Below are 12,557 nucleotides of genomic sequence, written 5' to 3' on the forward strand. Positions count from 1 at the left end.
TTCCCCACGAAGCGGCTGTTGGACTCCTCGGCAAATAGCAGCACGGTGTCCGCTTTCACTTCCATTTTCACGTTCATGCGGCTCACCTTCTGCATCGGCACATCAAGCGAGCAGAAGTATTCGCCCCCGCTGAGCTTCATGAACCGGAAGATGACATCAAGCTGGCCGCCGGGCACCTTCAGCTGCCCCTTCCACAGGCCATCCAGGGCCGGGGCGTCGGCTACGGCGGGAGTAGTTGGGAGCTGATAAGCGCTGACCGGTGGGGCAGCGGCCAAAGCCAGGCAAATAAAAAAACCGCCGAAGAAGGCTGATAGACGGAACGTATTGATTGTCATAATTAAGAAAGGCAATAAAAAGCCCGGCATCGTCCTAATCCTAGCGGAACTCAGCAGGCCAACTGTAAAGTAGCAAAATAAATACTTTGCCAACAGTACTTCGCCTCGGGCTTTGGGCGAAAATGTTTCGCGTTCGGCCAACAAAGTTTCTCTGCAGCGGGGGTGGGTCGGCCGTTACTCGCTCACGAACACCCGTTTCACCCGCTCGCTCACGTTGGTGAGTAGCTCGTAGGCAATGGTGCCGATGCGGCCCGCCAGCTCCGGGAGCGGCAGCCCCTCGCCGAACAGCAGGGCCACATCGCCGGCCCGGGCCTGGGCGATGTCCGTGACGTCGACCATGCACATGTCCATGCACACCGAGCCCACCACCGGCGCTAGCTGGCCGTGGATGAGCGCCAGGCCCGCCCCGTTGCCGAAGCGCCGGTCGTAGCCGTCGGCGTAGCCGATGGCCAGCGTGGCGATGCGGCGCTCGCTGGTGGCGGCGGCCCCGCGGCGGCCGTAGCCCACGGTGTGGCCTGCGGGCAGGGTTTTGATTTGGGAAATGGTGGTGCGCAGCTGACTCACGGGGCGCAGGGCCGCGCTGTCGCGGCCGCTGGCGTCCACGCCATAGAGGCCGATGCCGAGGCGCACCATGTCGAAATGCGCGGTGGGAAAACGCAGGATGCCGGCGGAGTTCAGCGCGTGTTTCAGCACCGGATGGCCTAGGGCGGCCTCCAGGGCGGTGGCCATGCGCCGAAAGGCCGCCAGCTGCGCCTGGGTGAAGTCGTCGTGCGCGGCATCGTCGGCGGCGGCGAGGTGGGTCATGACGCTGGCCACGGGCAACCGTCCGGCGTGCTGGCGGAGCATGGCCACCAGTTCTGGCAGGTCGGCTTCGTCGAAACCGAGGCGGCGCATGCCGGTGTCGAGCTTGAGGTGAATGGGCGGCCCAGGGCTGGCCGCGGGCGGAAATGCCGCGAGGTATTCGGCGAGCATTTCAAACGAATAAATCTCGGGCTCCAGGCGGTAGTGCTGCAGCGTGCCGAAGGAATCGGGCGCCGGGTTCATCACCATGATGGGAAGGCTGATGCCGGCTTCGCGCAGGGCCACGCCCTCGTCGGGGTAGGCCACGGCGAGGTAGTCGGCCCGCTGGAACTCCAGCAGGCTGGCCACTTCGTAAGACCCCGCGCCGTAGGCAAAGGCCTTCACCATTACCATGAGTTTGGTGCCGGGCTGCAGCTGGCGGCGGTAGTGCTGCAGGTTGTGGCTGAGCGCATCGAGGTTGACTTCCAGCACGGTGCCGTGCTGCTGGGCCTGCAAGGCGGCCACAATGCGCTCGAAGCCAAACCGCCGGGCGCCCTTTATCAGGATGACTTCGCGGGCGAAAGCGGCGGGGTCAAGCTGGGCAAGGAAAGCCTCCGTGGTAGGGAAGAATTGAGTTAAGAGTTGAGGGTTAGAAGTTGAGAATTGTCCGGCAGGTTCGTCGAACTTGGTGTTCAAACCTTCAACTCTTAACCCTTCACTCTTCACTCTTAACTGAAAAATCTCCTCCCCGATACCTACCAGACGTGTGACGCCCGCGGCGGGCAGCAGCGCCGCTACCCGCCCGTACAGTTCGGGTCCGCTCAGGCCCGACTCCAGCACGTCGCTCAGTATCAGGGTGCGGCGGCCGGGGCGGGACTGCCGGCCCAGGGCATTGAGGGCCAGCGCCAGGCCGGCCAGGTCGTTGTTGTAGGTATCGTCGAGCAGGTAGGAATCGTGGCGGCCGAGCTTCATTTCGAGGCGCATGGCCACGGGATGCAAGCGGGCGAGGCGGCGCCGGATTTCGGCTGGCTCGACTTGGCGGTGCAGCAGCACGGCCAGGCAGTGTAGGGCATTCTCCACTGAGGGCTCATCGGAGAAGGGCAGCGTGAATGCGGCTTCCAGCCCCACGCCGGCATACCGGACGTGCAGGCTGGTGCTGCCGCTGGTGCTCTGGTCGAGGGCGAAATAAATATCGGCGGGCTGCCCGGGGTGGCGCGTCCAGCTGAAACCGGGCAGCTGCTGGCTGGCCACGGCGTGGCGCACCAGGGCCTGGTCGTGGCAATAGAACAAGCGCTGAAACCGGGGGCCCTGGAACAGCTGCAGCTTTTCGAGCAGCTTCTCCTGGCCAGAGACAAAGCCGGCGTCGTGCGCCGTGCCCAGCGTGGTAAAAATCCCCTCGGTAGGCTGAATGATGGCAGCTAGCCGGGCCATTTCCCCGGTCTCGGAAATTCCGGCTTCGAAAATACCCAGGGTGTGACGGTCGGGTAGCAGCTCCCACACGCTGAGGGGCACGCCCACTTGCGAATTATAAGAGCGTGGCGAGCGGCAAATATCTTCCTCAGGACTCAGTAGCTGGGCCAGCCACTCCTTCACAATGGTTTTGCCGTTGGAGCCGGTGATGCCGAAAACCGGGCCGGCAAACGTGGCCCGGTGGGCGGCCGCCACGGCTTGCAGCGCGGCCAGCGGGCTTGCTACCGCCACAAAGCCCGCCTGCGGGTACGCCGCCAGCCCGCCCGGCAGGAAGGCGGCCTCTTCCACTACAAAGAGCCGCACGCCCTGGGCATACAGGTCGGGCAGGTAGCGGTGGCCGTTGTGGCTGGGGCCGCGCAGGGCAAAAAACAGGGCGCCCGCGGGCAGGCCCACCCGCCGGCTGTCGAGCAGCAGGTGGCGGACTTCGGCGGCCGGGTCGGCGGGAGCCTGGAGAAGCGGGCGGGCCAGCAGGGCGGGCAGCGCAGAGAAGAAGAACACGGCGCAAAGGTCGGCGGCACGGCGGAAAATGCGGCGTGGGCCCTTTGCTGACTGAGGCAAGTGCAAGATTCCCTGTGACTTTGCCAAATATTATGTAAATCGAATTTACTTTCTTCACCCACTCCACACCTTTTTCCCATGAGACAGTACCCTATATTGGGGCGCGCCCTGCTGTGGGCCCCGGCGGCAGCGCTGGCACTGGCCGCGTGTAGCCCCAAAGCCACCACGGGCGTAACGGCCGCCTCGGCAACCAGCGCCGCGCCGGCGGCGGCGGCAGCGCCGGCCGGGCCCGCTTTTCAGATTCCGGTGGAGTACTACACCCTGCCCAATGGGCTGCGGGTGGTGCTCTCGCCCGACCATACGGCGCCCACGGCCACCGTGGCCGCGTACTACGCGGTGGGCTTCCGCACCGAGCCGCGCAACCGCACCGGCTTTGCGCATTTATTTGAGCACCTGATGTTTCAGGGCTCGCAGAACCTGGGCAAGAACGAGTTTATCGGGCTGATTCAGAAAAATGGCGGGGCCCTGAACGGCTCGACCCGCTTCGATTTCACCAACTACTACGAGGTGGTGCCGGCCCACAAGCTCGAAACCATTTTGTGGGCCGAAGCCGACCGGATGCGCGGCCTGGCCATCACGCAAAGCAACCTGACCAACCAGCAAGGGGTGGTGAAAAGCGAGGTGCGCGTGAACGTGCTCAACCAGCCCTATGGCGGCTTCCCGTGGCTGATGATGCCGCAGAAGGCCAACAAAAACTGGAACAACGCCCACAATTTTTACGGCGACCTCAAAGACCTCGACGCTGCCACACTCGCTGATACCAAGGACTTCTTTAGGACCTACTACGCCCCCAACAACGCCGTGCTGGCCGTGGTGGGCGACTTTGAGCCCGCCGAGGCCAAGGCCTGGGTGGAGAAGTATTACGGCAACATCCCCAGCGCCCCGCAGCCGCCCAAGCCCGACCTGGCCGAGCCGCGCCAGGAGCAGGAGCAGCGCTTTGTGGAGGACGACAAGCTGGCCACCAAACCGGCCCTGGCCTTTGCCTACCACATGCCCGAGCGCAACACCCCCGAATACTACGCCCTGATTATGCTGGACCAGATTCTGCTGCAAGGCAACGACAGCCGCCTCTACCAGGCCCTGGTGCAGAAGCGCGGCTACTCCGACGGCGTGAGCGGCGGCATCAATTCGGACCTGGGCAACCAGTTCAACTACAACGGGCCCATGCTGTGGATGGGCAGCCTAGTGTACGACCCCACCGTGCAGGCCGATTCGGTGGTGAGCGTGCTCGACCAGGAAATCAACCGCCTGGCCCGCACCGGCATCGACCAGGCCACCATGGATTTGGCGATGGTGAAAATCCGCTCGGCGTTTTACGACCAGGTGAGCGGGTCCGACAACTTCGGGCGGGCCGATTTGCTGGCCGCGTTCGCCTTGTTCGACAACGACCCGGGCCGCATCAACCGCCTCGAAAGCGAATTCCGCAAGGTGACGCCGGCGCTCATGCAGGCCACCATCCGCGAGTACCTGCGGCCCACCAACCGCACCATCATCACCATCAACCCGCTGGCCAAAAGCTAGCCCTCCCTCCTTTCGCCATGAACAAGCTAGTAATTGGGCTGCTCAGCGCTGCCCTTGTTGCCGCCGCTGCCCCGGCAGGCTGGGCCCAGGTGAACCCAGAGAAACCCAGGCCGCCTAAGCCAGCCACGCTAATGCGGCCCGCATCAGCCAAACCCGAGAGCATCATCAAACCAGCTGTCTCCGGCCGGCCGGCCAGTGCAGCCAAAGCAGCGGCCATCACCAAAGCCCCGGCCGCGCCTAAAGAAGCCCCGCCCGCCGGCGGTACGCCGCGCGATTTTGCCCTGCCCGCCAAAGAAGAATTCACCCTGGACAACGGCCTAAAGGCCCGGCTGGTGCCTTACGGCCAGGTGCCGAAAGTGACAATGATGGTGGCCATTCAGGCCGGCAACGTGCACGAAGCGCCCACCGAAGTTGCCATTGCCGACCTAGTGGCCCGGCTGCTGCAGGAGGGCACGGCCACGATGTCGGCCACGCAGCTGGCGGAGCGGGTGGCGCGCATGGGCGGCACACTCAGCATCTCGGCCGGCGCCGACCAAACCTACCTGTGGGCTTCCTGCCTGAGCGAGTACGCCCCGGAAATGGCCACGCTGCTAGCCGATGTGGTGCTGCACCCGGCCATGCCCGCCGCGGAAATAGCCCGCCTCAAAACCGACCTGAAACGGCAAATGTCCCTGGCACGGTCGCAGCCCGGCGTGCAGGCCCGGCAGAAATTCTCGGGCGCCCTCTACGGCAGCCACCCCTACGGCCGCGCCCTGCCCACTGATGCCCAAGTGGATGCCCTGACACTGGAACAGGCCCGGAATTTCTACCAAACCCAGTACGGCGGGCAGCGCACCAGCGTGTACGTGGCCGGCCGGTTCGACGCCGCGCCGCTGCGGCAGGCCATCACGGCGGCGTGGGCCAGCTTCCCGAAGGGCCCCGCCCCCAGCATTGAAGTAGCCACGCCCGTGAACAAAGGCGAGGTGCTGACCCAGGACCGGCCCAACGCGCCGCAGTCGACCATTGTGGTGGGCCTGCCGGTCATCGACCCCAGCCACCCGGACTACATCCGGCTGCGCGTGATGAACTCGCTGCTCGGCGGCTCGTTTGGCTCGCGCATCACCCGCAACATTCGGGAAGACAAGGGCTACACGTACTCGCCCTACAGCTTTCTCGACACCAAATACCGAACCTCCAACTGGACGCAGAACGCCGACGTGACCACGGCCGATACCTACAATTCGCTGCGCGAAATCATGAAGGAGGTTGAGCTGCTGCAAAAAAACCCGCCTTCGGCCGATGAGCTCCAGGGGATTCAGAACTACGAGGGCGGCATGTTCGTGCTCCGCAATTCCAATCCCGGCGGCATCATCGGCCAGCTCAACACCCTGGACCTGCACGGCCTGCCCGAAACCTACCTCACCGAGCAGGTAAAAAATATCAACGCCGTGACGCCGCAGCAGGTGAGCGAAACGGCCCGCAAGTACGTGCGCCCCGAAGCCATGACCATTGTGGTAGTGGGCGATAAAAAGGTGATTGCGCCGCAACTAAAGAAATTTCAAGCCGAGCGTAAAAAATCCTTATAGCGCTGACCAACTCAATTTTGTGCATACTAACGTAGTGCCTTTCCGCAGTGATTCACAGGATTTGCTGCGGAAAGGAACTTTTTTTGCCGGGGCACACCCAGAACTGGCGCAACCTTTGCCTAAGCAGTAAGCGTCTCACCCGGCTGACTGCCACATCTGCATTTCTATGAAAACCTTTACCCGCACGCTGCTGCTGGCGGCCCTCACCGCTGCTTCCGGACTCTTCGCCGCTTGCTCCAACAAGGACAAGGACGACACTCCCGCCCCCGCCGACCCCAAGCCGGCTTTTCAAATGAGCAGCTACTTTGACTTCATAACCACCACCCCCGCAGGCGGCGCCGCGCACTCGGGCTACGGCACCGGCTACCGGCCGTCCGACATCACAGCCACCGCCACCCTTGGGCCGCAGGTGCTGGCGCTGGATTTTGAGGCGGGCACCGACAATGCGTACTTCGAAGTAGACCGCGCCAAGCTCTCGGCCAAGTGGACGGGCACCTACGCCCTACGCTGCCGTAACCGCCCCACCGACCCGGTTTTTACCTCCTATACCTACACCGTGCGCACCGCCACCGGCAGCAGCGGGGCCTTCTACCGCTTCAGCGAAACGACCCGCGAGCTCACCGGCAACGTCACCATTACGGCCTACGACGCCAAGCGCCAGCTGGTGAGCGGCACCTACGAAGTGCGGGCCCCCGAGCAGAACGAGCCCAGCGCAACCATTACGTTTGGCGGCCCCAAGTGCACCATCATCTTGGAAGGCAGCTTTGAAAACCTCAAAGTGAAGGCCCAATAGGCAGCCATAATCCACGCTAAAAAAAGCCGTTCTGAGCAGTCAGGACGGCTTTTTATTTGTTGCCAATCGATAGCCGCCACGATGCCATGCCGGAAGACAGAGACAGTAGCACATTCTCATAGTCAGAACAAATACAACATTTCAACTAATAATCTTAGGTTATATTTGTGTACCTCGTCATCGCCTCATGACTGTGCTGAGCTTTCGTCCAGACCCTACTAAGCCGAACCCCATGAACCTGCAGCAGCTCACCTACCTCGTCGCGCTGGACACGCACCGGCAGTTTGGTCTGGCGGCCGAAAAAAGCCACGTGAGCCAGCCCGCGCTCAGCGTGCAGGTGCAGAAGCTGGAAGAAGAGCTCGGCGTGCTGCTGTTTGACCGCACCCAGCGCGGGGCCGAACCCACCGCGGTGGGCACGAAAGTCATTGCGCGGGCTCGCCTGGTGCTGCGCGAAGCCCAGCTGCTGCGCGAGCTGGTGCAGGAGGAGAAGGGCGACGTGGTGGGCGAGCTGCGCCTGGGCGTGATTCCGACGCTGGCGCCTTACCTGGTGCCGCGCTTTTTGGTGGCCCTGACCACGGCGTATCCCGCGTTGCGCATTCGGATAGAAGAGCTGCAGTCGGAGGACATCATGCAGCAGCTCAAGGAGCACCGGCTCGACGTGGGCCTGCTGGTGACGCCGCTCGACGACCGGCAGCTGCAGGAGCTGCCCTTGCTGGACGAGCCGTTTCTGGTGCTGGCTTCCGAAACCCACGAGCTGGCGGCAAAAGCCACCGTGAGCCCCGCCGACCTGCAGCGCCCCGGCCTGTGGCTGATGCAACGGGGCCACTGCTTCCGTAACCAGGTGCTGAGCTTGTGCGAGGCAGCCTCCCCCAGCGGGGTCGTCACCTACGAAAGCGGGTCCATTGAAACGCTCAAGGAGCTGGTGCGCCGGCAGCACGGCTACACCGTGGTGCCCGAGCTGGCCATGCTGGACGAGGTGGACCACAACCCCTGCATCAAGCGGTTTGAGGCGCCCGCGCCGGTGCGCGAGGTGAGCCTGGTGGTGCACCACGGCTTTGTGCGAACCACCCTGCTCGCAGCTCTGCGCGACATGATTCTGGCCAGCGTACCGGCCCGGCTGCACGCCGGCCAGGCTGGCCAGAAGGTGCGCTGGCGATGAGCCCAGCCCTGATAAACCATTAGCTAACAATCGCCTGCACATCCCGACCCCAGCCACATCAGTTAGTTTTCTCGTACTTGTGTGCTCCCCTCGAAGCCGGCCGTGAGGCCCGGCCCCGCTTACCCTACTCCCGACCGTTCCATTAGCCGCACCTACCTGCCAGGGGGCTTGGCTCACCTAGCTTCTCTCATTATCGCCATTTGCCTCTCGATTTCTGTGTTGCGCCGGGTGCTGCTCCTGTGGCTGCTCCTGGCTGGCCTTGCGCCAGTGGCTAACGCGCAAACCGCCGCCAGCGACAGCCTGCGGCGGGCCGTGGCGCAGGCCCCCGCCGACTCCGGCCGCGTGCTGCTGCTCCTGCAGCTGGCCTACTCCTACCGGGCTTCCCGGCCGGACTCTACCGTGCGCCTGGCCCAGCGGGCCCTGGCGGTGGCCCGCCGCGTGGGCTTTGGCAAGGGCGAAGGCCGGGCCCTGAGCATGCTGGGCGCCGTGCAACGCGAGCGCGGCCAGCTGCCCGAGGCATTTGCCACGCAGCTGCAGGCCCTGCAGCTGTGCCGCGAGCTGCCCGATGCCGAGGGCGAAGCCAGCAGCCTGAATGCGCTGGGCAACATCAGCCTGGACCTGCGCCAGTACCGGCAGGCCCTGCGCTACTACCAGCAGTCCAAAGCCGTGTTCGAGCAGCGCGGCCAGCAGGCCTGGGTGGCCGGCGCCTTCACCAACATCGGCAGCTGCTACGAGAAGCTGGGCGTGCTGGACTCGGCCCTGCTGGCCCAGCAGCGCGCCGAAGCCCTGATTGCCCGGCATCCGCAGCCGCGGCTGGCGGTGGCGCTGGCCCTGCGCAACATGGGCACGGTGCAGGCCCGCCTGGGCCACACCGCGGCCGCTTTTGCCTACTTCCGACGGTCTATCCGGGAAACCTACGCCAGCAACGATTTGCGCAACCGCGCTATGGCGGCGTATCTCATGGCCGACCTGTACCACACGCAGCAACAGCCGGATTCGGCATTGCGCTACGCTTACCAAGCCCTGCGCACCGCCCGGCAGGTGTCTTACCGCATGACCATGCTGGAGGCCAGCAACTTGCTCACGCGCCTGTACCAGGCCCGCGCCAACGTGGACAGCGCTTTCCACTACCAGCGCCTGGCTATGGCCACGCACGACAGCTTATTCGGCCCCGAGAAATTCCAGCGGCTGCAGCTGCTGGCCTTCAATGAGCAGCAGCGCCAGCAGGCCCAGCGCGAAGAGCAGGAACTGCAAACCGCTCGCTACCAACGGCTGGCGTTGCTGGCGTTGGTGGCCGTGATTGGGGCGGTGGCGTTCCTGCTGTGGCGCAACAACCGGCAGCAGCGGCAGGCCAACCTCCTGCTCAACGAGCGCAACACCCGCATTGAAGCGCAGCGCCAGGAGCTGGAAACCGCGCTGGCCGAGCTGCGGAGCACCCAGGCCCAGCTGGTGGCGGCCGAGAAATGGAGCTTCGTGGGAGAACTATCGGCTGATATTGCCGATGAGCTGCGCAATCCGCTGGCTTTCATGCAGAACTTTGCCGAAGTGAGCATGGCCATGATTGACAAAGAGCAGCCCGGCACGGCGCGTTCGGCGGAGCTGGAGCGGGAAATAATGGCCGGCCTGAAGCAGAACCTGAAGAACATCAGCCAGCACGGCCGGCGCGCCTCTTCCATCATCAAAGAGATGCTGGACCATGCGCGCACCGGCACCCGCGAGCCGCAGCCCACCGACATCAACGCCCTGGTGGCCGAGTACCTGCTGCGCACCGACCACGGCAAGCCGATGCCGGGCGCGGCGTCGGCTATTGAGCTGCACACGTCTTTCGCCCCTGGCTTGCAGCCGGTGGCGGTGGTACCCGACGAGCTCGGCCGGGCGCTACTCAACCTGTTCAACAACGCCCTTTATTCGGTGCGGCAGCGGCAGGCCCAGGAACCGGGCTACCAACCCATGGTGAGCGTGACGACGCAGCGCGTGGGGCCGGAGGTGGAAATCCGGGTGCGCGACAACGGCGTGGGCATGTCGGCGGCCGTGGCGGCGCAGGCGTTCCATCCTTTCTTTAGCACCAAGCCCCCCGGCGATGGCACCGGACTGGGCCTGTCGCTCGCGCACGACATCATTACCAAAGGCCACCGGGGCAACCTGGCCATGGAAACCCAGGCGGGAGAATTTGCCGAGTTCACGGTCCGAATACCCGCCTAACTTTGCCGCCCCCGCTTGCTCGTTTCCGCATGATATTTCTTCGACTACTCCTGGGCCTGGCCGTGACCGTGCTGCTGGCCACCTGCGCCCGCCGGCCCACCAAGCTGGAGATTTACGATGTGGTTATCAACCACGTCACCATTGTGGATGTGGTGACCGGGGAGCTGCGCCCCAATCAAGTGGTGGCCATTGCCAGGGGCAAGATTGTGGAGATACAAGTGGCCGACAAAGACAGCTACGCCGCCAAACAGTACGTGAACGGCAACGGCCGTTACCTCATTCCGGGCCTGTGGGACATGCACGTGCATTTCCGGGGCGGCGACAGCCTGATTGCGGCCAACAAAAAGAGCCTGACGCTCTTTCTGGCCCACGGCATCACCACGGTGCGCGACGCTGGCGGCGACCTCACACCCAGCGTGTACCAGTGGCGCAGCGAGCTGGCAGCCGGCCGCATCGCGGGGCCGAACATCTTCACCTCCGGCCCCAAGATTGACGGGCCCCAGGCGTACTGGCCCGGCTCGCTGGAAGTGGAAACGCCCGCCCAGATTCGCCGGGCCCTCGATTCCCTGCAACGGCTGAAGGTGGACTACGTGAAGATTTACGACAGCAAAATCTCCGGTGCGGCCTACCTCAACACCATCAAGTACGCCCAGCGGCGCGGCATGAAAACCACCGGCCACATGCCCTACTCGGTGAAGCTGAGCGACGCCGTGAAGAATGGCCTGGATGCAACCGAGCACCTCTATTACGTATTCAAAGCCTGTTCGAGCAAGGAAGACAGCCTCACGGCGCTGGTGAAAGCCAGCCTGAAAACGCCCAAGCCGCTGGGCCTGTTTGCCGTGCTGCCCACCGTATACGACACCTACAGCCCCGCCGCCGCCACCCGAATTTTCCAGCTGATGGCCAAGCGCCAGACGGCCGCAGTGCCCACGCTGCACATCCAGAAAACGTTGGCCGAGCTGCCCGGTAACGACCACAGCCAGGACACCCTGCGGGCTTACATCGACCCGAAGATTCAGGCCACGTATGCGCGGCGCCTGGCCAGCGCCCGCCTGCAGTCGCCCGCCGCCAACGCCTTCAGCCGCAAGCTTAACGCCAAGTTTATGAGCCTGATACCGCTGATGCAGGCCGAAGGGGTTCCCATTCTGGCCGGTTCCGACAGCGGGCCCTTCAACTCGTTTATTTACCCCGGCGCCTCGCTACAAGACGAGCTGCTGCTGCTGGTGCAGGCCGGCCTCACGCCTCTGCAAGCCCTGCAGACGGCCACCATCAACGGGGCCCGGTTTATGGGCGTGGCCGGCCGCACCGGCACTATCGCCCCAAGCAAAGACGCCGACCTGCTGCTGCTGACCGCCAACCCGCTGGAGGACATCAACAACATCAGGAAAATTGACACGGTGGTGTCGCGCGGCAAAGCCTACCCGGCGCCCGCCCTGGCCAATCTGATGCGGGCTATTAAGAATCAGTAACGAGACGCTTCGGATATCTTACCGGCTTCCCGAACGAACCTTCCGGAACCCAATGGCATCCTGACCAGCATGCCCCGAAAGCTCAGAAAGCACCGGCCTGATGGACCGGTGCTTTCTGAGCTTTCGGGGCATGCCAATGGGCAGGCGCTATGCTTATTTAACCGTGAGGTTGGCGCGGATTTCACCGCTGGGAGTGGCGGCGGTGTGCAGGTTGGCGTACACGCCGCCGGCCAACAGAGCAGTTGCCTGTGCCGGGCTCAGGATGGTGGTGCCATTAATGGGCGACTCGAAGCCGGTGCTGGCCGCGTTGTTGAAAGGGAACGGCAGGAAGACTGCCCCGTTCGCGCCGGGCGCGCCGGTGTGCAGGTGGCCGGCGGTGGGCGTCAGGCCAGAGTAGGTGACAGTAAAGCGCAACTCCCGGGTGGCACGGTCGAAGGTGCCGGCGAAATTGCCCGTGGCGGCTGTGGCCACGGCGGGCACTTCCTGGGCGCCTGAAAAGGCGGCCGAAACAACGGGCAGGGCTGGGGCAGCGGGTGCCGTGTCGTTGCTGTCGTCGGAGCAACCGCTGGCGGCCAAAAGGCCGGTGGCCAGCAGGAGAGTAGAGAAAATGCGGTTCATGGGATGCAATAAAGTGATGATTAAAAAAGAATTACGCTTGCCTAACGCCTGGGCCCGTCATAATGTTTTTGCTGATAAGCGCAAAAA

8 protein-coding genes are annotated in these 12,557 nt (G+C 64.0%); 6 read left to right on the forward strand and 2 right to left on the reverse strand.

Features of this window, described 5'->3' with window-relative positions; all coding sequences use genetic code 11:
* Positions 1–509: 509 nt before the first annotated feature.
* Positions 510–3,083, reverse strand: coding sequence for a bifunctional UDP-N-acetylmuramoyl-tripeptide:D-alanyl-D-alanine ligase/alanine racemase (locus BEN47_RS02000; protein ID WP_083322023.1), 2,574 nt, complete (start codon positions 3,081–3,083; stop codon positions 510–512).
* A 138-nt stretch (positions 3,084–3,221) separates the two neighbouring features.
* On the opposite strand from BEN47_RS02000, the gene BEN47_RS02005 reads away from it, so the two are divergent.
* From BEN47_RS02005 to BEN47_RS02030, 6 genes are all read left to right on the forward strand, one after another.
* Positions 3,222–4,664: a M16 family metallopeptidase gene (locus tag BEN47_RS02005; protein ID WP_070724527.1), complete on the forward strand. Its 1,443-nt coding sequence runs from the start codon at positions 3,222–3,224 to the stop codon at positions 4,662–4,664.
* A 17-nt stretch (positions 4,665–4,681) separates the two neighbouring features.
* Positions 4,682–6,229, forward strand: coding sequence for a M16 family metallopeptidase (locus tag BEN47_RS02010; RefSeq protein ID WP_239691478.1), 1,548 nt, complete (start codon positions 4,682–4,684; stop codon positions 6,227–6,229).
* Positions 6,230–6,395: 166 nt separating this feature from the next.
* Entirely contained in the window at positions 6,396–7,022 is a 627-nt protein-coding gene (locus BEN47_RS02015; protein ID WP_070724528.1) for a hypothetical protein, read from the forward strand.
* Between the two features lie 232 nt (positions 7,023–7,254).
* The gene (locus tag BEN47_RS02020; protein ID WP_070724529.1) at positions 7,255–8,181 is read left to right on the forward strand and encodes a hydrogen peroxide-inducible genes activator; all 927 of its coding nucleotides are present in this window, start codon (positions 7,255–7,257) and stop codon (positions 8,179–8,181) included.
* Between the two features lie 81 nt (positions 8,182–8,262).
* Positions 8,263–10,383 carry a tetratricopeptide repeat-containing sensor histidine kinase gene (locus tag BEN47_RS02025; RefSeq protein WP_125921448.1) on the forward strand — a complete coding sequence of 707 codons (2,121 nt, stop codon included), beginning with the start codon at positions 8,263–8,265 and terminating at the stop codon, positions 10,381–10,383.
* A gap of 29 nt (positions 10,384–10,412) precedes the next feature.
* Positions 10,413–11,852 carry an amidohydrolase family protein gene (locus BEN47_RS02030; protein WP_070724531.1) on the forward strand — a complete coding sequence of 480 codons (1,440 nt, stop codon included), beginning with the start codon at positions 10,413–10,415 and terminating at the stop codon, positions 11,850–11,852.
* Between the two features lie 153 nt (positions 11,853–12,005).
* Here the strand turns inward: BEN47_RS02030 and BEN47_RS02035 are convergent, their stop codons facing one another.
* Positions 12,006–12,470 carry a CHRD domain-containing protein gene (locus BEN47_RS02035; protein ID WP_070724532.1) on the reverse strand — a complete coding sequence of 155 codons (465 nt, stop codon included), beginning with the start codon at positions 12,468–12,470 and terminating at the stop codon, positions 12,006–12,008.
* Positions 12,471–12,557: the final 87 nt, after the last annotated feature.

The sequence above is a fragment of the Hymenobacter lapidarius genome (genome assembly GCF_001816145.1).
Taxonomy (GTDB): Bacteria; Bacteroidota; Bacteroidia; order Cytophagales; family Hymenobacteraceae; genus Hymenobacter; species Hymenobacter lapidarius.